Source organism: Nitrobacter sp., assembly GCF_051535235.1.
GTDB lineage: Bacteria > Pseudomonadota > Alphaproteobacteria > Rhizobiales > Xanthobacteraceae > Nitrobacter.
On sequence record NZ_JBPPLZ010000009.1, the window covers coordinates 80,097 to 106,161 of the forward strand.

The 26,065-nt window shown below is 62.5% G+C and carries 24 protein-coding genes; 11 read left to right on the plus strand and 13 right to left on the minus strand.

Going from position 1 to position 26,065, the window contains the following annotated elements; all coding sequences use genetic code 11:
• The first annotated feature begins 1 nt into the window (after position 1).
• A complete protein-coding gene (locus tag ACS3WA_RS12760; protein WP_438278889.1) occupies positions 2 to 604 on the plus strand; it encodes a septation protein A in 603 nt (200 codons plus the stop codon).
• A 27-nt stretch (positions 605 to 631) separates the two neighbouring features.
• Here ACS3WA_RS12760 and ACS3WA_RS12765 read toward each other — a convergent pair whose 3' ends face one another.
• From ACS3WA_RS12765 to ccmA, 7 genes are all read right to left on the minus strand, one after another.
• A complete protein-coding gene (locus ACS3WA_RS12765) occupies positions 632 to 1,246 on the minus strand; it encodes a hypothetical protein (RefSeq protein WP_438278890.1) in 615 nt (204 codons plus the stop codon).
• 57 nt (positions 1,247 to 1,303) lie between these two features.
• The gene (locus ACS3WA_RS12770; RefSeq protein ID WP_438278891.1) at positions 1,304 to 1,666 is read right to left on the minus strand and encodes a ComEA family DNA-binding protein; all 363 of its coding nucleotides are present in this window, start codon (positions 1,664 to 1,666) and stop codon (positions 1,304 to 1,306) included.
• A 345-nt stretch (positions 1,667 to 2,011) separates the two neighbouring features.
• Entirely contained in the window at positions 2,012 to 2,602 is a 591-nt protein-coding gene (locus tag ACS3WA_RS12775; RefSeq protein WP_438278892.1) for a DsbE family thiol:disulfide interchange protein, read from the minus strand.
• The gene (gene ccmD, locus ACS3WA_RS12780) at positions 2,599 to 2,778 is read right to left on the minus strand and encodes a heme exporter protein CcmD (RefSeq protein ID WP_438278926.1); all 180 of its coding nucleotides are present in this window, start codon (positions 2,776 to 2,778) and stop codon (positions 2,599 to 2,601) included. The genes ACS3WA_RS12775 and ccmD overlap by 4 nt, the downstream gene beginning before the upstream one ends.
• Positions 2,779 to 2,783: 5 nt before the next feature.
• The gene (locus ACS3WA_RS12785) at positions 2,784 to 3,515 is read right to left on the minus strand and encodes a heme ABC transporter permease (protein ID WP_438278893.1); all 732 of its coding nucleotides are present in this window, start codon (positions 3,513 to 3,515) and stop codon (positions 2,784 to 2,786) included.
• A gap of 91 nt (positions 3,516 to 3,606) precedes the next feature.
• The gene (ccmB, locus tag ACS3WA_RS12790) at positions 3,607 to 4,275 is read right to left on the minus strand and encodes a heme exporter protein CcmB (RefSeq protein WP_438278894.1); all 669 of its coding nucleotides are present in this window, start codon (positions 4,273 to 4,275) and stop codon (positions 3,607 to 3,609) included.
• Positions 4,276 to 4,471: 196 nt separating this feature from the next.
• A complete protein-coding gene (ccmA, locus tag ACS3WA_RS12795) occupies positions 4,472 to 5,080 on the minus strand; it encodes a heme ABC exporter ATP-binding protein CcmA (protein WP_438278895.1) in 609 nt (202 codons plus the stop codon).
• A gap of 222 nt (positions 5,081 to 5,302) precedes the next feature.
• Between ccmA and acnA the strand changes: the two genes are divergently transcribed.
• From acnA to ACS3WA_RS12815, 4 genes are all read left to right on the plus strand, one after another.
• Positions 5,303 to 8,020, plus strand: coding sequence for an aconitate hydratase AcnA (acnA, locus tag ACS3WA_RS12800; protein ID WP_438278896.1), 2,718 nt, complete (start codon positions 5,303 to 5,305; stop codon positions 8,018 to 8,020).
• A 174-nt stretch (positions 8,021 to 8,194) separates the two neighbouring features.
• Positions 8,195 to 8,971 carry a DUF1223 domain-containing protein gene (locus ACS3WA_RS12805; protein WP_438278897.1) on the plus strand — a complete coding sequence of 259 codons (777 nt, stop codon included), beginning with the start codon at positions 8,195 to 8,197 and terminating at the stop codon, positions 8,969 to 8,971.
• Between the two features lie 650 nt (positions 8,972 to 9,621).
• Positions 9,622 to 9,993, plus strand: coding sequence for a DUF2794 domain-containing protein (locus ACS3WA_RS12810; protein WP_438278898.1), 372 nt, complete (start codon positions 9,622 to 9,624; stop codon positions 9,991 to 9,993).
• Between the two features lie 276 nt (positions 9,994 to 10,269).
• Positions 10,270 to 10,878, plus strand: a complete 609-nt coding sequence (locus ACS3WA_RS12815; protein ID WP_438278899.1) for a hypothetical protein — start codon at positions 10,270 to 10,272, stop codon at positions 10,876 to 10,878.
• Between the two features lie 165 nt (positions 10,879 to 11,043).
• On the opposite strand, the gene ACS3WA_RS12820 is transcribed toward ACS3WA_RS12815, so the two are convergent.
• Positions 11,044 to 11,280 (minus strand): DUF3551 domain-containing protein, encoded by a 237-nt coding sequence (locus tag ACS3WA_RS12820; RefSeq protein WP_438278900.1) that lies wholly within the window; start codon positions 11,278 to 11,280, stop codon positions 11,044 to 11,046.
• 136 nt (positions 11,281 to 11,416) lie between these two features.
• Positions 11,417 to 12,484 (minus strand): glycosyltransferase family 4 protein, encoded by a 1,068-nt coding sequence (locus tag ACS3WA_RS12825; RefSeq protein WP_438278901.1) that lies wholly within the window; start codon positions 12,482 to 12,484, stop codon positions 11,417 to 11,419.
• Positions 12,485 to 12,760: 276 nt separating this feature from the next.
• Here ACS3WA_RS12825 and ACS3WA_RS12830 point away from each other — a divergent pair, with 276 nt between their 5' ends.
• The 4 genes from ACS3WA_RS12830 to ACS3WA_RS12845 all read left to right on the plus strand — a co-directional run bounded on the left by ACS3WA_RS12830 (position 12,761) and on the right by ACS3WA_RS12845 (position 18,782).
• The gene (locus tag ACS3WA_RS12830) at positions 12,761 to 14,524 is read left to right on the plus strand and encodes an ABC transporter ATP-binding protein (RefSeq protein ID WP_438278902.1); all 1,764 of its coding nucleotides are present in this window, start codon (positions 12,761 to 12,763) and stop codon (positions 14,522 to 14,524) included.
• A 91-nt stretch (positions 14,525 to 14,615) separates the two neighbouring features.
• Positions 14,616 to 16,787 carry an amylo-alpha-1,6-glucosidase gene (locus ACS3WA_RS12835; protein ID WP_438278903.1) on the plus strand — a complete coding sequence of 724 codons (2,172 nt, stop codon included), beginning with the start codon at positions 14,616 to 14,618 and terminating at the stop codon, positions 16,785 to 16,787.
• 152 nt (positions 16,788 to 16,939) lie between these two features.
• Entirely contained in the window at positions 16,940 to 17,449 is a 510-nt protein-coding gene (locus ACS3WA_RS12840) for a PRC-barrel domain-containing protein (RefSeq protein ID WP_438278904.1), read from the plus strand.
• Positions 17,450 to 17,546: 97 nt separating this feature from the next.
• Entirely contained in the window at positions 17,547 to 18,782 is a 1,236-nt protein-coding gene (locus ACS3WA_RS12845; RefSeq protein WP_438278905.1) for an MFS transporter, read from the plus strand.
• A 134-nt stretch (positions 18,783 to 18,916) separates the two neighbouring features.
• Here ACS3WA_RS12845 and ACS3WA_RS12850 read toward each other — a convergent pair whose 3' ends face one another.
• A complete protein-coding gene (locus ACS3WA_RS12850; RefSeq protein WP_438278906.1) occupies positions 18,917 to 19,075 on the minus strand; it encodes a hypothetical protein in 159 nt (52 codons plus the stop codon).
• 367 nt (positions 19,076 to 19,442) lie between these two features.
• Here ACS3WA_RS12850 and ACS3WA_RS12855 point away from each other — a divergent pair, with 367 nt between their 5' ends.
• Entirely contained in the window at positions 19,443 to 21,068 is a 1,626-nt protein-coding gene (locus ACS3WA_RS12855; protein WP_438278907.1) for an FMN-binding glutamate synthase family protein, read from the plus strand.
• Positions 21,069 to 21,207: 139 nt separating this feature from the next.
• Here the strand turns inward: ACS3WA_RS12855 and ACS3WA_RS12860 are convergent, their stop codons facing one another.
• From ACS3WA_RS12860 to ACS3WA_RS12870, 3 genes are all read right to left on the minus strand, one after another.
• Positions 21,208 to 23,226 (minus strand): carbohydrate porin, encoded by a 2,019-nt coding sequence (locus ACS3WA_RS12860; RefSeq protein WP_438278908.1) that lies wholly within the window; start codon positions 23,224 to 23,226, stop codon positions 21,208 to 21,210.
• Positions 23,227 to 23,658: 432 nt separating this feature from the next.
• Positions 23,659 to 23,919 (minus strand): hypothetical protein, encoded by a 261-nt coding sequence (locus tag ACS3WA_RS12865; RefSeq protein ID WP_438278909.1) that lies wholly within the window; start codon positions 23,917 to 23,919, stop codon positions 23,659 to 23,661.
• A 135-nt stretch (positions 23,920 to 24,054) separates the two neighbouring features.
• Positions 24,055 to 24,873, minus strand: coding sequence for a creatininase family protein (locus tag ACS3WA_RS12870; protein ID WP_438278910.1), 819 nt, complete (start codon positions 24,871 to 24,873; stop codon positions 24,055 to 24,057).
• Positions 24,874 to 25,007: 134 nt separating this feature from the next.
• On the opposite strand from ACS3WA_RS12870, the gene ACS3WA_RS12875 reads away from it, so the two are divergent.
• A complete protein-coding gene (locus ACS3WA_RS12875) occupies positions 25,008 to 26,060 on the plus strand; it encodes an ABC transporter substrate-binding protein (protein WP_438278927.1) in 1,053 nt (350 codons plus the stop codon).
• Positions 26,061 to 26,065: the final 5 nt, after the last annotated feature.

A 26,065-nucleotide genomic window follows, 5' to 3' on the forward strand; every position in this document is an offset into this window, starting at 1 on the left:
GATGGACAAGAAGCAACCGCACCCGCTGTTCAAGCTCGCGACCGAACTCGGCCCGCTCCTGGTGTTCTTCGCCGCCAATGGGAGGTTTGACCTGTTCATCGCGACCGGCGCATTCATGGTGGCGATCGTGGCCGCGATGATCGCGTCCTACGTGGTGACGCGACATATCCCGCTAATGGCGCTGGTCACCGGCGTCGTCGTCATCGTGTTCGGCACGCTGACGCTGGTGCTGCACGACGAGACCTTCATCAAGGTCAAGCCGACCATCATCTACGGACTGTTTGCAACCGTACTCGGCGGCGGACTGTTATTCGGCCGCTCCTTCATCGCGATCATGTTCGACCAGGTATTCAACCTCACCCCCAAGGGCTGGCGACTCCTGACGCTGCGCTGGGCGCTGTTCTTTTTGGGCATGGCGGTCCTGAACGAGATCATCTGGCGGACCCAGAGCACGGATTTCTGGGTCAACTTCAAGGTTTTCGGCGCGATCCCGCTCACCATGATCTTCGCGATGATGCAGATGCCGTTGACCAAACGCTATCATCTCGAACCCGCCACGCTCGAGGCCAGCGATGCGAGGGAAGGCGATATCGGTAAAGGATAAGGGGCGGGGGCGGTATGCCCTCAAGGACTATTCGTCAACGACATAAAAATGCGGTGCGAGGCGAATAACATTCGTAAAACGATCGGGCCTGCCGAAGCCGTGACTTTCCAAGCGCTGGACAAATGCAGCCGATTGTTCCGATGAAGGCAGCATGATTTCATCGCTCTCGTCGTAGACGACAAACCGGTTCAGACCGACCATGGCATTGCCACCCCAATCGAAGAACGCCAGTCGCGCACCCTTCTGACCGAGACGGGCAATTTTGTCCTGGTACTTACTTTCATACAAAAGAAAATGAACGCGGTCGACGACCGGCGCGGCGTGGCGAGCGAAGGGAAGCGCTGCCAACAGCAACAACGGAAACGCACAGGCTGAGATTGCCCTGCGCCACTGCCGATTGACTGCAGACCGGACGATCGTCCAGAGAGCTACGACGGATAAAATGACGATTATAATGGCTAGAAACGGAGCCCATATTAAGGACAGCATCGAAAACGCGATTGCGGCAACAGGCCACGAGAATACAAAAGCGGCAAAGAGCATCATGGCGGCGCCGGCATACGACGGCCAGTAAATGAATCTGTCCTCGATTGTCGAAGGTTTTTCTGACGTCGTTACCGAATCTGTACCGGGGCTTGTCATGTCGGCGTGCCGCCGCATCGGCGCGGGAGCGCCGATGCGTTCAAAAAGAGCCCAGCGTTACTTCGGCTGCGACGCGATGATCTGGCTGGAGATCTTCTTGTAGGTCGCTTCGGGAAGAATCTTCTTGGAGACGAGTTGGTCCTTCTTGGCGTAGGGCCGGCCGGCGATGATCTTGTCGGAATACTTGTCGCCGATGCCCTTGAAGGCCATCAGTTCTTCCTTGGTCGCGGTGTTGATGTCGAGCTTGGCCGCCTCGGCGTTTGCGGGCGCCATCTTGCTGGCAGGAGCCATCTTCCCCGCCGGCGCCATCCTGTCGGACTTGGCAGCGGGCTGAGTCGACTGGGCCATCGACGGCGTTGAAGCGAGCAGACCGAGCGCAAGCGCGGCGGCGGTAATCGAGGCAAGCGTAAAGCGACGCATGAAAAGTGTCTCCCTCCCGGGGGCTGTTGCTAGAGCACGATCCCGAAAAGTGGAAACCGGTTTTCGGATAAGATCATGCTCAATCAAAATACAAGGTCAGGGTCTGGTTCAACGTAGTTGAACCGGACCCTAACGGCAAAGCTATCTGCGGATTTGCGGCGGCGCGATGGCCGCAAAATGAACGGCAGATAAACGTTGGGAATATATTTGACGTCATTCCGGGCCGTGCGAAGCACGAACCCGGAATCCAGTAAAGTTAAGCGAGACTTGTGCCTGGATTCCGGGTCTGGTCCTGCGGACCATCCCGGAATGACCGTGCAGACTTTTGCTGCGTCAACGCCGATCTCAGGAGCCCGCCTTCAGCGCTTTCTCGATTTCCGGCTTCAGCACGGTGTCGACATTGTCCGGCGTGATCGCGCCGACCAGCTTGTAGACGATGGTGCCGTTGCGCCCGACCACGAAGGTCTCCGGCACGCCATAGACGCCCCACTCGATCGAGGCGCGGCCATTGTCGTCGACGCCGACGGCGCCGAACGGATTGCCGTAGCGGCCGAGGAAACGGCGGGCGTTGTCCGGCGCGTCCTTGTAGTTGATGCCGACGAACTGAACGCGCCGGTCCTTGGCAAGTTCGGTCAGCAGCGGCGCCTCGCCGTGGCAGGGGACGCACCAGGACGCCCAGACGTTGACCAGGCTGACCTTGCCCTCGAACGTCGCGAGATCGATGCCCGGCACCGGCTTGCCGTCGCTGACGAGGCCGGACAACGCAGGCAACGTGGTTTTGGGGGCGGCATGGCCGATCAGCGCCGAGGGGATTCGCGAGATGTCGCTGTCGCCGAGCCGGAACCAGAACAGCAGCGCCAGCGCGGCGAAGACCACGAGCGGCAGCGCCATCAGCCAGCGTCGTTTCGCCGTCGCAGGCATCGCGGGATCGGTCATTTGACGTCCGTTGCGCTGCGTCCCGATCGCCTGACCGCGCCGGCGGCCTCGAGGTCGCGCAGGCGCGCCTTCTGGCGGCGGTAGTCGGTGATCACCCAGATAACGAGCGCCGCGACGACGGTTGCGACCGCGACATAGGACGCGACGATGAAGGAAGCATAGGGACCGAGCGTCATGATCGTCACGCCGCCGACTTGCTGGCTTGCAGCATCTGCAGGGTGCGGACGCGGCGGCGCAGGATTTCGTTTCGCATCGCGGCGATATGCAGGGTGAGGAACAGCAGCGTGAATCCGATCGCCATCACCAGCAGGGGGATCAGGAAGGCGCGGTCGAGCGTCGAGCCGCCCATGCGGATCACCGAGGCCGGCTGATGCAGCGTATTCCACCAGTCCACCGAGAACTTGATGATCGGAATATTGATCGCGCCGACCAGTGTCAGCACCGCGGCGGCGCGCGCCGCGCGCGACGGATCGTCGACCGCGCGCCACAGCGCCATCAGGCCGAGATACATCAGGAACAGGATTAGCACCGAGGTCAGCCGGGCGTCCCATTCCCAGTAGGTGCCCCACATCGGGCGGCCCCACAGCGACCCCGTCAACAGCGCAAGGAATGTGAAAGCCGCGCCGATCGGGGCCGCGGTCTTGGCCGCGACGTCTGCCAGCGGGTGCCGCCACACCAGCGTGCCGAGCGCGGCGACGCTCATCACGCCCCACACGAACATCGACAGCCACGCATTGGGAACGTGGATGAACATGATCTTGACGGTCGCGCCCTGCTGGTAGTCGTCGGGCGCGGTCGCGGACTGGTACAGGCCGACCGCGAGCACGAGCACGGTCAGGGCCGCGAGCCACGGCAGAATCCGGCCGGCGAGCGAGAGAAAGCGGGAGGGATTGGCGAGATCGATCAGCGTCATGGCACCACTGATAGTCGCCGAAGCCAGCGCAGGCAATGCGGATTTGGGCGCGGTTTTCCGCTTGAGCAAAAGTTGATCGGCCGCATGGGCTTCAATCCAGCCCGTGCCGCAGGCTTGCGGCCGCGGCAAACGGGCCGATCACGAGGCTTATCAGCGACAGCGCGCACAGAATCGAGAATGGCGTTCCGAACGGCGATGGTCCCGACAGCGCGGCGTTGGAGGCGGCGATGCCGAAAATCAGCACCGGAATCGACAGCGGCAGCACCAGCACGGAGAGCAGCAGGCCGCCGCGACGGAGTACGACGGCGAGCGCGGCGCCGATCATGCCGGTGAAGGTGAGCGCGGGCGTTCCCGCAAGGAGCGTCAGCGCCACCGCGCCGGTCGCGGTGCCGTCGAGGTTGAGAAGCAGCCCCAGCACCGGCGTCGCGGCGACCAGGGGCAGCCCCGCCGCCAGCCAGTGCGCCAGCGCCTTCGCCGCGCAGGCCAGTTCGAGCGGCGTGCGGCTCATGACGATCAGATCGAGCGAGCCGTCGTCGTGATCGGCGGTGAACAGCCGGTCGAGCGTCAGCAGGCTCGCCAGCAGCGCACCGAGCCAGAGGATCGCGGGGCCGAGTTTTTTCAGAAGCGCGAGGTCGGGGCCGACCGCAAACGGCATCAGCACCACGACCGTGAGGAAGAACAGCACGCCGATCAGCGCGCCGCCGCCGACGCGCAGCGCGACGCTGACATCCCGGCGAATCAGTGCGGCGAGGGCGGTCATGCCGGCTCGCTCCCTTCTGGTATTAGCTCCCTCTCCCCTTGCGGAAGAGGGTGCCCGAGCGAAGCGAGGGCGGGGGCGCGGTCAAGCATCGCGTTTCGGATCGGCCCCCCGCCCGGTTTCTCGCCACGCTCGAAACCACCCTCTCCCGCAAGGGGAGAGGGGAGGAGCGCCCGCTGAACGACCCTGCTCAAGCCCTTCACGCCGCCCCCCCGATCCGCAGGTCCTGCACCGCGATGCCGAGCGGCGTGTGGGTCGCGGCCAGGATGATGCCGCCGCCTTTCAGGTGCTCGGTCATGATGGCGGCGAAGGCGCTTTGGCCGGAAACGTCGAGCGCGGAGGTCGGTTCGTCCAGCAGCCAGACCGGCCGTTTCACCGCCAATAGCCGCGCGATCGACAGCCGGCGCCGCTGCCCGGCCGAGAGATAGGCCGCCGGCAGATGCGCGACGTGGTCGAGTCCCACGGTAGCCAGCGCAGTATCGGCTGCCGATGAGCGCGCCGCGCCGCCGAGAAACTCCCGCCAGAACGACAGGTTTTCGCTGACGCTGAGCGCGGGTTTCAGGGCGTCGCGATGGCCGAGATAATGCGCCTGCTCGGGCAATGTCAGCTCGGGATCGCCGCCCTCAAGACTGACCGACCCGCCCGCCATCGCCAACAACCCCGCCAGGAGCCGCAGCAGGGAGGTTTTGCCCGCGCCATTGGGCCCGGTGACCGCCACCGCGCGGCCTGCTTCCGCCATGACGTCGAGGCCCGAAAATACCTCCCGTCCGCCCCGCACGCATCGCAAGCCGCGCCCTGAAAGTTTCATGATGACCCTGTTTGCACAGCCGTCGTGCGATCTGTGTGCATGGCTGAAAGGCGGGGAGCAAGCATTGTTGGCGTGGCGGACAGTCTGGAAAAACTCTATAAATTCGGAACTTGATGCAGCACAAAATCCCCCGCAACGAAACCCCGCGCGTCAGTTTCTCCTGCGGTGTTTTGATACCGTCAACCAATCCGGTACACCTAACCCCTGGATCGGGATCCTCATATGGCTTCGCTCGACAGCTTCAAATGTCTGAAAACCCTCAAGGTCGGCGGCAAGACCTACGCCTACTACAGCCTGCCGGCCGCCGAGAAAAACGGTCTCAAAGGCATCTCCAGGCTGCCCTACTCCATGAAGGTGCTGCTGGAAAACCTGCTGCGCAACGAGGACGGCCGCTCCGTGACCAAGGAGGACATCGTCGCCTTCTCCAAATGGCTGAAGAAGCGCAAGCTCGAGCATGAGATATCCTTCCGCCCGGCGCGCGTGTTGATGCAGGATTTCACCGGCGTTCCGGCCGTGGTCGATCTCGCCGCGATGCGCAACGCGATGCAGAATCTCGGTGGCCGGCCGGACAAGATCAATCCGCTGGTGCCGGTCGATCTCGTCATCGACCACAGCGTGATCGTGAACTTCTTCGGCGACAACAAGGCGTTTGCCAGGAACGTGGTCGAGGAATACAGGCAGAACCGGGAACGCTACGAGTTCCTGAAGTGGGGCCAGAAAGCGTTCTCGAACTTCTCCGTGGTGCCGCCCGGCACCGGCATCTGCCACCAGGTCAATCTCGAATATCTCGCGCAGACGGTCTGGACCAGGAAAGAGAAGCTGACGATCGGCAAGAAGACCGCGACCATGGAGGTCGCCTATCCCGATACGCTGGTCGGCACCGACTCCCACACGACGATGGTCAACGGCCTCGCCGTTCTGGGCTGGGGCGTCGGCGGCATTGAAGCCGAAGCCGCGATGCTCGGCCAGCCGCTGTCGATGCTGTTGCCGGACGTGGTCGGCTTCAAGCTCAAGGGCGCGCTGAAAGAGGGCGTGACCGCCACCGACCTCGTGCTGACCGTCACGCAGATGCTGCGCCAGCAGGGTGTCGTCGGCAAGTTCGTCGAATTCTATGGTCCCGGCCTCGATCACCTGTCGGTGGCGGACAAGGCGACTATCGGCAACATGGCGCCGGAATACGGCGCGACCTGCGGCTTCTTCCCGGTCGATGCCGCGACCATTGATTACCTCAAGACGTCCGGCCGCGCGGCGGCCCGCGTTGCGCTGGTGGCGAAATATACCAAGGCGCAGGGCCTGTTTCGCACCACCGCGTCGCCGGATCCGGTATTCACTGAAAAGTTGACGCTCGATCTCGGCACAGTGGTGCCGTCGCTTGCGGGACCGAAGCGTCCCGAGGGCCGGCAGGCGCTGCCCGCGATCGCCGACGGTTTCGCGAATGCGCTCGTGAATGAATACAGGAAGAGCGACGCCGCAGCCCGCTTCCCGGTGGAGGGCCGCAACTTCGATCTCGGACACGGCGACGTGGTGATCGCGGCGATCACCTCGTGCACCAATACATCCAATCCGAGCGTGCTGATCGCCGCCGGGTTGCTGGCGCGCAAGGCGGCGGCAAAAGGACTGACCGCAAAGCCGTGGGTGAAGACGTCGCTGGCGCCCGGCAGCCAGGTCGTCGCGGAATATCTCGCGAACTCGGGACTGCAGCTTGACCTCGACAAGGTCGGCTTCAATCTCGTCGGGTTCGGCTGCACCACCTGCATCGGCAACTCCGGGCCGCTGGCGCCGGAGATTTCGAAATCGGTCAACGACAACGGCATCGTCGCCGCGGCCGTTCTCTCGGGCAACCGCAACTTCGAGGGGCGCGTATCGCCGGACGTGCAGGCGAATTATCTCGCCTCGCCGCCGCTGGTCGTCGCCTATGCGCTGGCGGGCTCGGTGACCATGAACCTCGCCACCGAGCCGCTGGGCACGGACAAGGCCGGCAAACCGGTGTATCTGAAGGACATCTGGCCGACATCGAAAGAGATCAACGCTTTCATCAAGAAGTTCGTGACCTCGCGAATCTTCAAGAAAAAATACGCCGACGTGTTCAAGGGCGATACCAACTGGCGCAAGATCGACACCGTGAAGAGCGAAACCTTTCGCTGGAACATGGGTTCGACCTATGTGCAGAACCCGCCTTACTTTGAAGGCATGACGAAAGAGCCGGAGCCGATCGCCGACATCGTCGATGCACGGATCCTGGCCGTGTTCGGCGACAAGATCACCACCGATCACATCTCGCCGGCGGGATCGATCAAACTGACGTCGCCTGCCGGCAGATATCTGAGCGAACATCAGGTGCGGCCGGCGGATTTCAATCAATATGGCACGCGGCGCGGCAATCACGAGGTGATGATGCGCGGCACCTTCGCCAATATCCGCATCAAGAACTTCATGCTGAAGGACGCGGATGGCAACATTCCGGAAGGCGGACTGACCAGGCACTGGCCCGACGGCGAGCAGATGTCGATCTACGACGCTGCCATGAAGTACAGCCAAGAGAATGTGCCGCTCGTCGTGTTCGCGGGAGCGGAATACGGCAACGGCTCGTCGCGGGACTGGGCCGCCAAGGGCACGCGCTTGCTCGGCGTGCGCGCGGTGATCTGCGAGAGCTTCGAGCGCATCCATCGCTCCAACCTGGTCGGCATGGGCGTATTGCCGCTGACGTTCGAAGACGGCGTGTCCTGGCAATCGATCGGGCTCAAGGGAGACGAGACGGTTACGATCCGCGGCTTGCAGGGCAATCTGAAACCGCGTCAGAAGCTGACGGCTGACATCGTCTCGCGCGACGGCACGCTGCATCGCGTCTTGCTGCTCTGCCGCATCGACACGCTGGACGAACTCGACTATTACCGCAACGGCGGCATCCTGCATTATGTGCTGCGCAAGCTCGCGGCTTAATCGCGTGGTCCGATTACGGCATTCGCGCCTCATTTCATCGGCGATGGCCTCACCGCGAATTGAGTGGCAGGTGAGCGAAAGGCAGCCTATGAAAATGCCGGCCTCTCGCGCTCGGAAGCGTGCTTCCTTTCATAACGCAGGCACACGTCGTGCCGCGATTTCGGTGTGGCCTCGATGATGTCTCAAGGCTCTTTGTCGCGTGATCGTTTGTCTCGACTGTTCGGCGTTTGCGCGCTTGGCGTTTGCGCGTCCGTCGCGGTCGTTCGTCCTACCCTGGCGGATCCGCGCGCCGTGGTCGAACTGTTCACGTCGCAAGGCTGCTCGTCATGTCCGGCCGCCGACAAGATTCTTGGCGATCTCTCCAAGGATCCCTCGATCGTTGCGATGAGCATGCCGATCGATTACTGGGACTATCTCGGCTGGAAGGATACGCTGGCCGACAATCGCTTCACCGCGCGCCAGAAAGCCTATTCGCTGATGCGCGGCGATCGCGACGTCTACACGCCGCAGGTGATCGTCAACGGATCGGCTCATGTGATCGGCAACGATCGTGAGGCCATCGACACTGCCGTCCGCGATACGCGGAAAAACGAAGAGGTGATGTCCGTGCCGGTTTCAATGGCCATATCGGGCAAGCAGCTCAATGTGTCGGTGGCATCCGCCAGGGCCGACCATCCTTCCGATCACGGTGAGATCTGGATATGTGCGATCGCAAAAGCGGTGCCCATCGCGATCGGGCGCGGTGAGAACGGCGGCCGCGAAGTGACCTACCACAACGTCGTGCGGAGCTGGCTCAAGGTCGGTGACTGGACCGGCAAGGCCGGTACCTGGGCCGTGCCGATCGAGAACATCGCGCGCGATGGCGTCGATGCAGCGGTGGTCTACGTTCAGGACGGCAATCGTGACAGGCCCGGTCTGATGCTCGGTGCGGCCTACACCCCGCTTCACTGACTCAATTCTTTCATTAGAGCGTTTTCGAGCGAAGCATGTCCTCGAGCTTGACCCGAGGATGGATACCCGCGCGTGGGAAGAAGCGCGTCAAATAAAATCATTCAAACAAAAGCATGGAGCCTCGCTTCTGATTCCATCAGAGGCGGACGAGCTCAGCATTCGCCCGGATGCTCATGCCGATTGCTGAGACGTCTTCGCCTCCGTGCGGCACGTTCGAACGCGTGCGATCAGGCATCAGCGTCAGTCGCATCAACGACCACGTTCCAAAGAGGAATGCTCGCGCAAAAGAACCGGCGCAAAAAGACAAAAAGAAAAGGACCAGCTTTCGCCGGTCCCAAGCCGTCCAGTTATGAAGTTCCCTGCGAAAGGGGCCCGATCCTGACGGCCCCGGGGGGCTGGGGGCTGAGGATCCGGTGCCGAAAGAATCGGGCCATCGCAGAGAAGTTTTTTTCGCAATACAGCGGGGCGGTTGCTTGACGGAAATTGGGCTGCATTATGATTTTTGATCATCGATTTCGTGATGGCGCTGTTCTGAGCGCGCCGTTTTGACGCAACTTGCGGGATGGGTTCCGGCAAATCGGCCGAGACGAGGCCCCTTGCGGTGAGGCCCGTCCGGCGCGATCATGTCGCGACCCTGACAGGAGGCGCCGATGAGTTCGCCATCGGACGACGTCGATCCAAGCGACAACCGCACGGCAGAACGCAGTCCCGCCGTGCTCCCCGTTCCAAGTCGGGTGACGTTCAATCGTCTCGAACTCAATCGCATTCTCAATCTTTATGGACGCATGGTCGCCGACGGCGAATGGCGGGATTACGCGATCGATTTTCTTAAGGATCGTGCGGTGTTTTCGATCTTTCGTCGTGCCTGCGAAGTTCCAATCTATCGGATCGAGAAAGACCCGCGGCTGACGCGCAAGCAGGGCGCCTATAGCGTGATTTCGGCCAGCGGGTTGATCCTGCGGCGGGGTCACGAGCTCGACCGCGTCCTGCTCGTCATCGACCGCAAGCTGGCGCTGGTCTGACGGCAGCCTCGGTCCGTCGCCGTGTCGTCGACGTGGGGCGATATCGCGAGGCGGCCTTTTGCAGAAATTTGAAAACGCGAACGACCGCGCGCGCCATCGGCAGGATCGGCGACGGGGGCAAACAGCCGCTTTTGGAATCCGTCAAGCAAACGCGGGATAAGCCGTGATCGGGGAGTGACAAAGCGTCGATATTTCCCGAGAATCATTCGATCCGAAGAGGATTGGACGAGGCTGTTGGCGGTGGCTGGCGCGAGAAGACTTCTGGCCGGTTTTGCAATGGCTTGCTGCACGATGGGACTGGTTTCCTCCCACGCGGATGCGGCATGGTGGTCGCTCGCCCCTGCCGACTTCGAGGAATGCGCTGCGAGCGCACAAAAGAATTCAGTATCGCCCGAGGACAAGGACAAGCGGATCACGGCGTGCGAAGCCAAGTTTGCCGGACGGCGCAAGCCAGGAGGCGGCTATACCTACTTCGACTTCATGCAGAACCGGCATTTCGACATCGCGGGGCCAAACCCGACTCGGGCAGAGCAGAAATACATCGACGAGCAATATGCCACCTATCTGAAGGACCAGCGGCACAGCATCATCGCGGCGGCATTTCTTCGGAAGCAACAGCAGGTAGAGCAGACTCAGATCGCGAACCCGACCGTCGCCAAGGCGGCGACCGATCGTACGATGCGCTCCGGCGGCATCAGGCCCGCGGCAGCGCCGAAAGCGGCTGACAGGCACGTAGCCGTGCTTCCGCAGCCGCGTCCCAGGATCATGTCTCCTTGCGAAAAGGAACTTTTCTCCGCCTGCGGCTGGTCGCGGATTTCGACCGGGATGCAGACTCTCAAAAGGGTCCTGTTCGGCTCATCCCCCGGCAAACATGAACGCAGCTAGATGAGCATGATCCCCAAAAAAACCTGCCCCGGGCTCGATCGGGTAGGGCACCGGTTTTCGGACAAGATCATGCTCGATCAGAAGGCTGGAGGCTGTTCAACGAAGCGGGATCAGACCCCGATAGGCAGGCGCGTCTGATGAACACGGGTCGATCACGGCCCCGGCTTATCGGTAACGTCCCCGCTCGCGAAAAGCGACGCGCGGGTTGATGCCGCAATGGGCGTAGGTTCCCGACGCCGTAGCCATGCACTGCCGATAGGTCGAGAACTGGCAGTTTCCGGGATAACCCCATTCCCTGCCTTGCAGGCAGTATCTGTAGTCATGAGCCGAAGCCGACGAAGCCGCGGCGGCGACCATCAGGACGAAAGCGGTCAATAAAGCCGCACCGATCGGGTTGTGCATCTCGCATCTCCTTTGCCAATGAACGAATCGGAAATGAGGACGTTCCATTATCCTCGACGGATGCAGAGAATAATCGGTTTGGCGGGAGCCGTCTCGCGGGTCTTCGAGACGCTCCCCGCCGAGCTGAGCGGTCGAACTACTCCGCGCTACTCACCAGCTTGATCTTCGGCGTCGCGGCCTCGACCAGTTCATGATAGGCATCGAGGTAATCCAGCGCCATGCGCCGCGCCGTGAAGCGCGCCTCGAATTCGGCCCGGATGGTTCTGCGGTCGAGGGTTGCCAGGCGGTCGACGGCGGCGACGGCGCTGATCTCGTCCTCGACGATAAAGCCGGTCAGGCCGTCCTCGACGATTTCGGCGGCGGAGCCGCGATTGTAGGCGATGACGGGAGTTCCGCACGCCATGGCCTCGATCATGACAAGGCCGAACGGCTCGGGCCAGTCGATCGGCAGCAGCAGCCCGACGGCGCCGCTGAGGAAATCCGGTTTTTCGCGGTCGCTGATCTCGCCGATATAATCCACGAGCGGATGGTCCATCATCGGGCGGATGAATTCATCGAAGTAATCCTGATCGGCCCGGTCGATCTTTGCGGCGATCTTGAGCGGGATGCCGCAGCGAATGGCGATCTTGATCGCGCGGTCGACGCCTTTTTCCGGAGCGATGCGTCCAAGGACGGCAAGATAGCCCGGCGTGACGGGCCGCGGCGTCAGCAGATCTTTCGGAAGTCCGTGATGGATCGTGCGCAGCCAGCCGGCCTGCGGGACCGGACGACGTTGCGCATTCGAGATGGATATCACGGGAATTGATGAAAATGCGTTGAATACCGGCTGATGTTCCGGAAGATCGAGCCGTCCGTGAAGCGTCGTGAGAAAGGGCGTCGGCTGCCGCGAAAACAGAGAGAACGGATAGTAGTCGAGATGGAAATGGAGGATGTCAAATTCCTCGTCGTCGCATTTTCGGCGGACCCGTTCCAGCATGACCATATGCAAGGCGTTCGGATCCCGCACGGCGCCATCGAGCCGCAGGGCTTTCGGCCACGTCGCATCGAGCCGGGCCGAGGTATGAGAATCGCCGCTGGCGAAAAGCGTCACGTCGTGACCAAGTGCGACGAGCTCCTCGGTCAACCAGTGAACCACGCGTTCAGTGCCGCCATACAGTTTCGGCGGGACAGCCTCCGTCAACGGAGCAACCTGCGCAATGCGCATCTAATCGCCTCCTGTCACATTTACGTTTTCATGAGATTAAAAAGCCCTCGACAGCGCCAGCTTCGCCATTTCGGGGAACGCATTTGCGTCAGCGCAGTTCCCTACATTCTTCCACATTGTCGTCTTGCTGATGCCATCACAGCCTTTCAGATAGGCTAAGCGGTCAATGCAACGAAGTTTCTGCGTATTGACGGCTTTTCTGAGGGTCTTGTGGGGCGGCTGGATCCGAGGAGACGTCACATCCGATCAACTCTGAAAGCGCCTCGGTGGGAATGCATGAACGATTTATCGGGATATGCCGGTCGGCCTTTCTCCTTCGTGATGCGCTATTGCCGTCAGCGATCGGCTTCGCATCTCGCGATCCTTTTTTGTGTCGTGGCGGCGGTGGCCTGTTCGGTGGGAACGCAATACGGCGTTAAATCGCTGGTCGATGCGCTGGCATACGGACCTGCGCATAGCGGCGCAGTATGGCTGGCATTTATCCTTCTCGTCGCGCTGATCGCCGCCGACAATTTTCTGTGGCGGGTCGCGGGCTGGGTCGCGAGCTTCACCTTCGTCGGCGTCACCGGCGACCTTCGCCGCGATATTTTCCGGCATCTCACCGGCCATGCGCCGAGCTACTTTGCGGACCGGATGCCCGGGATGCTGACAAGCCGGATCACGGCAACATCGAACGCGGTGTATACCGTCGAAAACATGCTGCTCTGGAACGTATTGCCGCCCTGCATCGCGACCATCGCTGCGATTGCATTGATCGGAACCGTCAGCCCGGCGATGGCGGCGGGGCTGACGATCATAGCCGTCGTCATGATTGCCGCGATGTTTAAAATGGCGGCGGCGGGAAAGCCCCTGCATGACGATTTCGCCAACAAGGCCGCAGCGGTTGACGGCGAGATGGTCGATGTCGTCAACAACATGCCGCTGGTCCGGGCGTTCTGCGGGCTCCATCACGAGCATGACCGTTTTGATACGACAGTCGGCCGCGAGCTGAGCGCGCGTGGCCGAAGCCTCCGCTATCTCGAAAAGCTCAGGATCACCCATGCCGCCATTACCGTTGTGCTGACCATTTTGCTTTTGGCATGGGCCACCACGCTCTGGCAGCGCGGCGGCGCCACAACCGGCGACGTCGTTCTAGTCTGCACGCTTGGCCTCTCGATACTGCATGCGACGCGCGACCTGGCGGTCGCCCTCGTCGACATCACCCAGCATATCGCGCGCTTGTCCGAAGCTGTCGCGACGCTGCTGGTTCCCCATGAATTGACCGATCACCCCGAAGCCGAGCCGCTTCGGGGACATGGCGCGGCCGTCGCGTTCAACACCGTCACGTTTCGGTATCCCGGCAGTCAGGCGGTGTTCGAGCGGTTCAATCTTCGCCTTCAGCCCGGACAGCGTGTCGGACTGGTCGGCGAATCCGGCGGCGGCAAGTCGACGCTGTTCGCCCTGTTGCAGCGGTTCTACGATCTCGAGCGCGGCAGCATCACGATCGACGGCCAGGACATTTCGCGGGTCACGCAGCAGAGCCTGCGCGCTGCCATCTCCGTGGTGCCGCAGGACATTTCCCTGTTTCATCGCTCCATCCTCGAGAACATCCGCTACGGCCGTCCCACTGCAACCGACGACGAGGTGCTGCGCGCGGCGATCGCGGCGCGTTGCGATTTCGTCGAGAGCCTGCCCGAAGGGCTCGCGACCATGGTCGGCGATCGCGGCGTGAAACTCTCCGGCGGGCAGCGCCAGCGCATCGCCATCGCGCGCGCTTTCCTCAAGGATGCGCCGATCCTGCTGCTTGACGAGGCGACCGCGGCGTTGGACAGTGAATCCGAAGAAGCCATCCGCGAGGCGCTCGGTCGCCTGATGCGGGGCCGCACCGTGATTGCGATCGCGCACCGGCTTTCGACGTTGCGTGATTTCGATCGCGTCATTGTGCTCAAGGATGGAAAGATCATCGAAGACGGTCAGCCCGGCCGCCTGATACGCAAGGACGGACACTACGGGCAGCTCGTCGCGAAGGAGATGAGCCGCCTCTCGGTTCATGCGGCTTGAGGCCGTTGGCGTCGGGCGTCGGGGGGCGCGCGATGGGAATCCGGCAGGGGTTAGAATGACGGCAATCAAAGCCACGGCTCAAATCACACTCATGCCGTCGCCCGATGGTCTTGTGACAGAGTCGCCGTTCTATATTCCGATGACGGGTCCCTCGGCCCGCCCGCGCCGCACATTGAAGCACGACGACACTTTCGTGGTGCTCGACAGTCACGGCGATATCGGAGCGTCCGCAGGAGGACCCGACGGCCTGTTCAATACCGACACGCGCTATCTCGCCAGACTTGAGATGGTTCTCAACGACATGCAGCCGCTGCTGCTCGGCTCCAATCTGCGCAACGACAATTCCGGCCTGACGGTCGACCTGACCAATCCGGATATCTACGACGGCGACCGGATCGTGTTCCGCAAGGATACGATCCATATCGTGCGCACGGTCTTTCTCTGGCGCGGCACCGCGTATCAGCGGATCGGTATCCAGAACCACGGCGAGCAGACCGCGAGCTTCGATCTCTCCCTGCTGTTCGACAACGATTTCGCGGATCTGTTCGAGGTGCGCGGCGAGCGGCGGGCCCGCCGCGGCGTCGGCACCGGCGAACTGTCCGATCCGTCGACCGTCGTCCTGTCCTATGTCGGTCTCGACCACATCGTTCGAACCTCGCGCCTGCACTTCGAGCCGCGCCCCACGCGCCTGTCCGTCAACCGCGCGATCTATCATCTCGATCTGCCGCCGCAACGGACCGCCGCGATATTTCTCACCGTGTCCTGCAACAAGCCGGCGACGGAGGTGCCCGCTCCGTTCTATCGGGGCCTGCTGGCGCATCGCCGCGAAATGCGGCGCGCCTGGTCCGGCGCGACGAACATCGAGACCTCGAACAACATCTTCAACGAGGTCGTGTGCCAGTCGATGGCCGATCTGAATATCCTGATGACGCAGACGCCGCACGGCCGCTATCCCTACGCGGGAATCCCCTGGTACTCGACGACATTCGGGCGGGACGGACTGATAACGGCGTTGCAGATGTTGTGGATCGATCCCGGCATCGCACGCGGCGTTCTCAACAGGCTTGCGGCGTTCCAGGCCCAGGTCGTTGATCCCAGCGCCGATGCGGAACCTGGGAAGATTCTTCACGAGATGCGCGGCGGAGAAATGGCCGCGTTGCACGAGGTGCCGTTCGAGCGATACTACGGCAGCGTCGATTCGACGCCGCTGTTCGTGCTGCTGGCGGGACTCTACGTCGAGCGCACGGGCGACAAATCGATCCTTGAAGAACTGTGGCCGGCGATCGAGGCTGCGCTGAACTGGATCGACGGGCCCGGCGATCCTGATGGCGATGGCTTCGTCGAGTATCGGCGCGCGTCCGAACAAGGGCTCGCCAACCAGGGCTGGAAGGATTCGTTCGACGCGATTTTCCATGCCGACGGTACGCTTGCGGAAGGCAATATCGCGCTGGCCGAGGTTCAGGGATACGTCTTTGCCGCCAAGCGGTCAGCGGCGCGGTGCGCGAGCGCGCTCGGTCTGACCGACCGCGCCCATGAACTGGAGCGCGCCGCGGAACGCCTGGCGTCCCGGTTTGAGGAGGCGTTCTGGCTGCCGGATCTGCGCACCTACGCGCTGGCGCTCGACGGAAAGAAACGGCCCTGCAAGGTACGGACGTCGAACGCCGGGCAGTTGCTGTTCACCGGCATGGTCCGGGAAGAACGGGCGCGGATGGTCGCCGCCGACCTAATGCGGTCGTCGCTCTTCACCGGCTGGGGCATCCGCACCGTCGCCACCGGGGAAGCGCGTTACAATCCGATGTCCTATCATAACGGTTCGATCTGGCCGCATGACAACGCGCTGATTGCGCTCGGGCTCGCGCGATACGGCCTCAAGCATTCGGTCGAACAGGTCTTCAAGGGATTGTTCGATGCGGCCACCTACATGGATTTGCGGCGGTTGCCGGAACTGTTCTGCGGGTTCCGCCGTGAACCGCGGCGCGGGCCGACGCTCTATCCGGTCGCCTGCTCGCCGCAGGCATGGGCGAGCGCCACCCCCTTCACGCTGCTGGAAGCGGCGCTGGGTCTGGAGTTCGATGCCGCAAGAAACGAAATCAGGCTGCGCAACCCGCGGCTTCCGGCATTCCTGAACGAGATCATCCTGCGTGGACTGCATCTTGGCGAATCGAGTGTCGATCTGCGCCTGCGCCGTCATGACGAAGATGTGTCGCTCGAGGTGTTGCGGACGCGAGGTCACATTCAGGTATCGATCGTTCTGACGCGCTAGAGTCTGTTTCAACTGCGTTGAATCAGACTCGTCGGTTATCTTTTTGTTTGAGCATGATCTCTTCCGAAAACCGGTTTCCACTTTTCGGGATCATGCTCTAAACCGCTTTCGCGCTCCACGATGCAATTGGGTCAATTGGCCAGCGAGGATTCATGTCTCGAAAAGGCTCGACCAATGCCGGTATTCTCGTAGCCGCCCTGGTTTTCGCCGCCACGCCCGCGATGGCCGACGACGCGGCTCAGCCGCAGGCCACTCCCGCCCCAGTCAACCCGCCGGTGGCCGCAAAGCCTTCGGACAAGGCGACCGCTCCGCCGCCATCGATCACCGTGATCGGTCCCGCCGATGCGCACAGCGTGCTGGGACGCGAGGTGCGGAGCACGAGCGGTCAGGACATGGGGCGGATCGTCGATGTGATCGTGGACCGGGCGGGCGCGGTCCGCGCCGCCGTGATCGATTTCGGCGGTTTCCTTGGGGTCGGCAGCCGGAAGATCGTTGTCGACTGGAATGCGCTTCGCTTTGGCAAGGTAAAGGGCGCGAGCGACAGCATCAGCCTCGAACTGACGCAGGACCAGGTGAAGGCGGCGCCGGAATACAAGGAAGGCGCGCCTGTCGTGGTGCTGGGCGCGTCGGGAACTCTTCAGCCTCTCAACCTGGGCCCTTGATCGGGGAGATATCCAATCTGTTTGCGCAACTGGCCGACGGTCGTCCGATCCGGATAGCGCGCGCCAGCGGCGGGCGGGCGTAGAGGGTGTGAATCCGATGCCCGGCGCGCAGGACCGTCATCCCTCGGCGCAAAGCCAGCGTGGCCTCGACTGGTTCATCTTCTTCCTTGCCGACCTGCAGACCGGCTTCGGTCCCTTCGTCGCGGTCTATCTCACCACGCAGAAGTGGACACAATCCGAGATCGGACTGATCCTGTCGATCGGCGGGATCGTCGGTCTGATCGGTCAGATGCCGGGCGGCGCTATTGTCGATGCGGCCCGTTCGGAGCGTCTGGTGGCGGGACTCGCTGTCGCTACCATCGGCGTCAGCGCGCTCGCCTATGCGGCGTGGCCGATCTTTCCGGTTATTGCGCTGGCGGCGATCCTGCATGCCGTGGCGAGTTGCGTGCTCGGGCCCGTGATCGCCGCCATCAGCCTCGGTCTTGTCGGGCCACGAGCGATCGGCGAGAGGCTCGGACGCAATGCGCGCTTCGCATCGCTTGGCAATGGCGTGGCGGCGGGGGTGATGGGCCTCGTCGGATACCTGCTGTCGAGCCGCGCGGTGTTCGTGGTGAGTTTCGGGTTTGCGGTCGCGACGGTGCTCGCGCTGGCGCGGATTCGCGACCGGGAAATCGATCCGGAACAGGCCCACGGAGCGATCGAGCGCGCCGAGCCGGATCCCGCCGCGACCAGCGTCCTCCACCTTCTGCATCGGCGGCCGCTGGTCATTTTTGCCTGTACGGTTTTCCTCCTCCAGTTCGCCAATGCGGCCATGCTGCCGTTAATGGCGGGCATCGTGACCGAACGTTCGAGCGAGGGGGCGCCGGCATTGATCGCGCTCTGCATCATCGTCCCGCAGGCAATCGTCGCCTTGATCTCGCCTTCCGTCGGCCGCAAGGCGCAAGCCTGGGGGCGCCGCCCGCTGCTCATGATCGCCTTCGCCGCGCTGGCCGTTCGGGGGGCGTTGTTTGCAACGGTCCACGATCCGTCGCTGCTGGTCGCGGTGCAGGTGCTGGACGGCATCACGGCCGCCGTCTTCGGCGTCATGATCCCGCTCATTGTCGCAGACGTCGCCTTCGGCTCCGGTCATTTCAACCTCGCGCAGGGCGTCATTGGCACCGCCACCGGAATAGGAGCTTCGCTCAGCACGGTGGTTGCCGGCACCATGAGCGATCTCTTCGGACATGGCGTCGCGTTTACGGGATTGGCCGCCGCGGCGTTATCGGGCCTGCTGGTGGTCTGGACCCTGATGCCTGAAACCCGCCTTGCGGAGAGGTCGCAGCGAGAGTCGTAAGGTGGCTATCTATGACGTTGTCGAGCGAAGCATGTCCTGGGACTGACCGAGGATGGATGCCGATTCGTCTGAAGAAAGCGCATCAAATCAAGATCATAGAGTCTCGCTGCTGATCCGTCCGGAAGCGAAAGGTGCTAACGGCTCCAGGGTTCCGAGTTGCGTTTCTCGAATGCCCTGATTTGCACTTCGTATTCCTCGGCGAGCTTGAGCAGGCGCTTTTCGGTAAACGGATCGGTGCCTTTTGCGAGACGGCGGCAGCGTTCTGCCTGCTGTCTTAGGAAATCGATGTCCATGATGCCGTCTGAAATCCTGAATGTCGGTCCGCGTTCAATGCCCGTCAGAAAAAGCTCCCTCGAGAATCTGAAACGAAAAGGAAGCTACGATCCCGTGATCAATGCGAATGCTGGGTAACCCGCGCAGCGGTTTTGCGTTCCCGGTTATGCACAGGAGTTACGGTGGCTTGAGGAAGGGCAGCGCGCCCAAACGTCGCGGATGTCGTGTAATATCGGGGGAGACTCAAGGGGCTGCGCCGCCGCGCCCGATCGCGTGGCCTTGCGCGGTCGTCGTCCCGCCGGTTCGCCGCGGGGTTGCGGGCAAGGATTGGTTCGCAAGGATTGGTTCGCAAGGGTTGGTTCGCAAGGGTTGGTTCAGCGAGGATCCATGGAAACGTTGCTGCTTCCCTTTTCGCCACGCTTCATCGTGCTGACGATCTGCGCGGTGGTCACGGCGCTGCTGGTCGGCCTCGGGATTGAGGACCACGAAACCCTCAAGGTGGTGGTCGTTCCGATCCTGATTTTCGGGGCATTGACCGCCCTCGGTATCCGGGACCTCCTGCAAAAGAGTCATGCCATCCTGCGCAACTATCCGATCGCGGCGCATATCCGTTTCCTGCTCGAGGAGATCCGCCCCGAGATGCGGCAGTATTTCTTCGAGAGCGAAAAGGACGGCATGCCGTTCAGCCGGGACACGCGCTCGGTGATCTACCAACGCGCGAAGATGATGCTCGACAAGCGTCCGTTCGGCACCCAGGAAAAGGTCTATGGCGAAGGCTACGAATGGATGCACCACTCGATGGCGCCGACGCCTCATGCCGAGGAGAAATTCCGCATTATGATCGGCGGGCCGGATTGCACCAGGCCCTATTCGGCGTCGGTCTTCAACATATCCGCGATGAGTTTCGGCGCGCTCAGCCCCAACGCCGTGCGCGCACTTAACGCCGGCGCCAAAAAGGGCGGCTTCGCCCATGACACCGGCGAGGGCGGCGTCAGTCGTTACCACCGTGAAGGCGGCGGCGACCTGATCTGGGAGATCGGCTCCGGCTATTTCGGCTGCCGGACCCGAGACGGCGGCTTCAATCGCCGCGAATTCGCGCGCGTCGCGGCCGACGACCAGATCAAGATGGTCGAACTCAAGATCAGCCAGGGAGCCAAGCCCGGCCATGGCGGGGTCTTGCCGGCCGCCAAGGTTTCCGAGGAGATTTCCAGCATTCGCGGCGTCGGCATGGGCGAGGACTGCATTTCGCCGTCCCGCCACAAGGCGTTCTCGACGCCGGTCGGCCTGATGGAATTCATTGCCGAGATGCGGCGGTTGTCGGGCGGCAAGCCGGCCGGGTTTAAGCTCTGCATCGGGCATAAATGGGAATTTCTCGCCATCTGCAAGGCAATGCTGCAGACCGGAATCTATCCCGATTTCATCGTCGTCGACGGCAAGGAGGGCGGCACCGGCGCCGCGCCGCTGGAATTCATGGACCACCTCGGAATGCCGATGCGTGAAGGCGTCAACTTCGTCCACAATGCGTTGATCGGCATCAATGCACGCGACCGGATCAGGATCGGCGCGTCCGGCAAGGTCGCGACCGGTTTCGACGTCGCGCGCGCCATGGCGCTCGGCGCCGACTGGTGCAACTCGGCGCGCGGCTTCATGTTCGCGCTCGGCTGCATTCAGTCGCTGAACTGTCACACCGATCGCTGCCCGACCGGGATCGCCACGCAGGATCCGTCCCGCAGCCGCGCATTGGTGGTGCCGCACAAGCTCGAGCGAGTCTACAATTATCATCGCGCCACGCTGCTCGCGCTGACCGAACTGATCGCAGCGGCGGGACTGGAGCATCCGAGGGAACTGCGCCCGGTCCACTTCTCGCAGCGCGTATCGAACACCGAGGTGGCATCGTTCGACACGCTTTATCCGACGTTGCGGCGAGGGGAACTGCTCGACGGCACCACCGATCCGCGCTTCCGCGATGCCTGGGCACGAGCCCAGGCGGATTCGTTCGCGCCGGCGGGATGAAGTCGCGGCCTTGCCCCGGACGCGATGCAACGCGAAGCGTTGCTTCGCAGAGCCGGGGCCGTTTGAACTGTATGTGGCGGTCCCGGTTCTGCGGAGCGGCATAAAGAATGCCGCACCGCGCCCGGGACACTTGCTCCCTTCAAAACTCCCCGTGCAGCCGTCCGGAAAACACATGCACAGGGCCGCGGTCGGCGTTGTAGGCGGGGTTCGTAATGAACTGATAGTCGGCGGTCAGCGTGAACTGCTTGTCCAGCGCATAAGCATAGTAGGCTTCCAGCACGCGTTCGCGGCGGTAGTCGAGCTGGCCGTCGCCGATGAGGACGCCGAGGCCGCCGGCGGCGATGAAATCGCGATGATCCCGTGACAGGGCGTTGATCGCGCCGCCCAGACCGATCACGTCGTCCGGCCGTCCCCAGCGCCGGCCCTTGAGCGAGGTGCCGAAGGAAAGGCTCGCATCGATGTCGGTGAATGCCATGATTTCGGTCTTGCCGTCGTTCCAGCTCCATCGGCCGAACAGTCCGATGTCGTCGGTAACCGCCTGTTCGACATTGAGGACGTAGCCGTACTTGATGCGGCCGGCGCGGGTCTGCGCGATGTCGAGGTTGAAAGCGGGATTGTTCAGCGTGTCGCGATAGCTGCCCATGTAGGCGCTGTTGATCCAGCCGAGGGTCCGGATCGTGCCGGGTTGCCCGAACAGGGAGTGCCGCGTCTCCAGTTCCAGCACATACTCGCCGCGCTGGAGCAGGCGGGTGTCGAAGCTGTTGGAGTTCGACACAGAATCCATCAGGAAATAGCCGCCGCGCAGCGCCCAGCGCTTCTGGTTCAACTCCGCTGTCACGCCGTAGGTGAGACCGAGCTTGTCGGCCGAATAGTCGAAAGCGCCCGGTGCCCACAGCGACCAGTTCATGAAGTCCTTGCGCGTGTCCTTGGCATAAGCGTTGCCGTCGAAGACGTCGGTCACCGCGAATTTGCCGCCCTGCAGCGTCAGCCGCGAGATATCGGCCTTGCCGGCGATCTGCGACGGCCCGCTCGCAAGTTCTTCCTGCTCGCCGCCGAAGCCGAAGGTCTGGCGAACGAACAGCCGCGAGGTGTTGTAGTGCGGATAGGGAAAGTCGGACTTCTGTGCCTCGCCGCTCGGGAAGCCCGCGACGCCCACCGTATCGCTGAGGCCAAAACCTTGCAGCAGTTCGGGGTTGTAATAGACCTCGCCGCCGTCCCAGAGCCGCGCGTTCAGAAACAGGCTGTTGCTCCATGTCGCCTGATATTGCGCGGCCGGACTGAGGCTGTTGGCGCCGCTGTAGAGCGCGCGGAAGGATGGATAGCCTTGCCCGAGATACGTGGTCTGGCCGTGAATCTCCCAGCGGTCGGATTCGGGATCGGTCGGCGACTTTGCCGATGGGTCAGGAATGCCGGCTGATCCGTCGAGCTTGCGGTTGAGACCGATGCGGAGCGACTGAAAGTCCGTGGTCGCGACATACTGTGCGCCCGAGGGAAACCGGACATTGGCCTTGTCGAAGTGGTAGGCGAGATATTCGAGCCGCGCGCTCCAATGCGGCGCGAAGGCGTATTCCAGCCCGCCGCCGGCGGCCCAGCCGAGCCGGGCGTCCAGCAATTTCTCCTGACCGCCCGGCGTCGGATCGTTGAGATAGCGTTCGCCGGTGAAGGCAAGACCGCCGCTGGCATAAGCGAGCCATGGTCCTGCTGCGTAGCCGATCCGTCCGCGCGCTGATCCGACGACGTCCCATTGGTGCGTGACGTCGGAGCGCGCTGTGGCGAGTTTCGAGACGACCGAATTGGACTCGATGTAGCTCGGAAATGAGACGTCGGCCTCGACGCCGAATAGCAGTCCCCGGGAAAGCTGGACGTTGTAACCGGCCTGGACGCCGCCGATGATGCCGCCGAAATCATGGCGACTCGCGATGGATGCCGGATCCATGAGCGTCGCAGCCGACCGGCCGCCGCCGAACCCGGCATGGGCGCCAAAATAGAGGCCGGTCCAATCCACCACCGGTCGGACCATGGCTTTGACCGGCAGGGCGGATGCGTGCAAGTCGGCAGCGACGGTCGGGTGGTCAGGAAGCGCCAACATGCCCAGTGTCCCGGCGGCGAGCACGACGTGGCTCCTCCGCAGCAGCCGGAATGGCGGGATCGCCTTCATCCTGCCTTCCGCTGAGGCTGGCTTGGACTTCGATCAACCATTCTTGCCCCTACTCATCCAACGATCGTTCAACCCGGACGCAGCCGGCACGATCCGGCCCAGAACTGCGGAATACCGTTATTTTCGTTCGGCCAGATCCATTTTCCGGACAAATGTCGCCGCTATCCCAGGTTATAACTGCAACTAATTCGCAATTGCAACTACATTTGGGGAATGAGAAGGGGAAATCGTACTTGCCATCGTTTGACGACAACGGTGCGACGGAGGCTGGCTGGATGCCGGGCCGGGAGGCTGCGGTTTACCGTGAGGTGCGTGCCGAAAGCGGCGGATACATGCGAAAGCGACCCGCCCGAGGAATGGGCGGGCCGTTTTCGGCAGGGGAGCGTTGAGGCGCGGCGCGTTCCATTGCGCACAGATAGATACGTTGATCGATCAATCGCAGACACGGACGCGGCCGACATAATTGCCGAACGAGTCGTACTGGCGAACCCAGCCGCAGCGGCGATAGTCGTCGACGTAATAACCGTCAGCCGCGATGGCGCTGCCGACCGCGGCTGCGCCGATCACCCCGGCTGCGATACCGAGGCCGAGACCCAGGCCCTTGGCATCAGCGTGCCGTGTTGAACTCGCGACCATGCCGGTGGCGGTGAGGGCAACGAGTGCGACGGCAGCGATCCTGGTCTTGAGCGACATCTGAAACTCCATCCTGTTGGCACGGCCTGCCTGGCCGGCATGCTCATTTGGTGGAGGCGTCGCCGATTCCGGTTCGAAACAGTTTGGTTTCCGTTCGGTTTCATCGCGGTCGCGAACGTTTGAACGGTTAACGATTCAGCTTTGATCGAGCGGCCCGTTCTTGAGCATCGCCATGTCGAACCGCTGCACGTCAGCCAGCAATTCGCAGAACGCGCGCGCGCCGTGCTCGAGCAGCCGTTCGCCCTTTTCCGCCGACGCCTGCGTCGCATCGCCCACGGCGCCGGTCGGATGAAGGTCCTGCGTCTGCCACGCAAACGGTGCCGGCCGCTGCGTGCCGAGCCAGCGATAGGTCTTTTCGATCGTGAGGCTCGCGGGACGGAAGTTGGCGACATGCTCGCGGCGCACTTGCTCCGGGTCGCGCGCCAGCATGATCGAGGTTTCAACCGCGCCGCCATGGATGCCGTGACGCAATTCCTCCGCATCGAACAGTCCGTCCGGCACGCCGAAGCGCGACCACGCGGTTGTGACCGCAAGCATATGATGCCGTGCACGCAAGTCCTGCGCTACCATCGTCATCGCCGCGCTGTTGCCGCCGTGACTGGACACCATCACGATTTTTCGAATCCCGCGCCGCGCCACCTCTTCGCCGAGCGCGGTCCAGGCCTTCAGCGCCGCCTCGTTGGTCAACGTCTGCGTGCCCGGAAAATCGGTATGCTCGGTGGAAATGCCGACCGGCTGCACCGGCAGAAAGATCGCGGGTATGTCCTGCGGCAGCAATTCGCAAAGGCGCGCAAGATAGGCTTCCGCGATCAGCACGTCGGTCGTGAGCGGCAGATGCGGACCGTGCTGCTCGGTCGCCGCCAGCGGCAGCACTGCGATCCAGTTCGCCGCGGTGTCGGGGGGCACGTCGGGCCAGTGGATGGCGGCCCAGTCGAAAGGGGGTGTCCTGGTCATATCACGCAGCGTTTCATCGAGGCGGAATGCGGGTTATAGCGTTTTCGAGCGGAGCATGTCCTCGGGCCGCCAGGATTCGCGCCGATCCGGGTCGCCTCCTGATCATGAGCCAGAACCATCGAGAGAGTCCAATGATGCGTCTTGCCCTTCTGCTGCGAACGTTAACGGCCGGACTGGTGCTGGCGCTCGGCATCACCGCAAGCGCGGCGGCCGGGCCGGCGCTGGACAAGGTTTCCTTCGGCACCAACTGGGTGGCCGAGGGCGAGCACGGCGGCTTCTTTCAGGCTTTGGCGGATGGCACCTACAAGAAATACGGCCTCGATGTCACAATCGTTCCGGGCGGTCCAAACGTGAACAATCGGGTTCTGCTGATCTCCGGCAAGCTTGATTTCTTCATGACCGCGAACACGCTGCAATCATTCGATGCGGTTGCCAACAATGTGCCGGTCGTCGCGGTCGCTGCGATGTTCCAGAAGGACCCGCAGGTTTTCCTCGCCCATCCTGAATCGAAGGTGACGAAAATCGAGGACCTGAAGCCCCTCACTTTGTTCGTCTCCAAGGAAGGCATCGCCAGCTACTTCCAGTGGCTCAAATCGGAGTACGGTTTCAGCGAAGAGAAGGTCAAACCCTACACCTTCAACGCGCAGCCCTTTCTCGCCGACAAGAACAGCGCGATGCAAGGCTACGTGACTTCGGAACCATATGCGGTGGAGAAGCAGGCCGGCTTCAAGCCGACCGTGATTCTGCTCGCGGACGCCGGATTCAACCCGTATTCGACCCTGATCGAAACCCGCCGCGATCTGGTCGAGCACAAGCAGGACCTTGTGCAGCGTTTCGTCGACGCCTCGATCGTCGGCTGGTATACTTACCTGTACGGCGACAACACGGCCGGCAATGCCATGATCAAGAAGCTCAACCCTGAAATGACCGACGGTCTGCTGGCCTATTCGGTGGCGAAGATGCGAGAATATGGCATCGTCGACTCCGGCGATTCCTTGCGCGACGGCATCGGCGCCATGAGCGATGCGCGTTATGCGAGCTTCTTCGACAAGATGGTGCTGGCCGGCGTGGTGCGCCGCGATATCGATTTTCGCAAGGCCTATACGCTGCAGTTCGTCAACAAGGGCGTCGGCATCGACTTGCGGCCCAAGAACTTGAATCCCAAGAATCCGCAACCCAAGAAATAAATCCG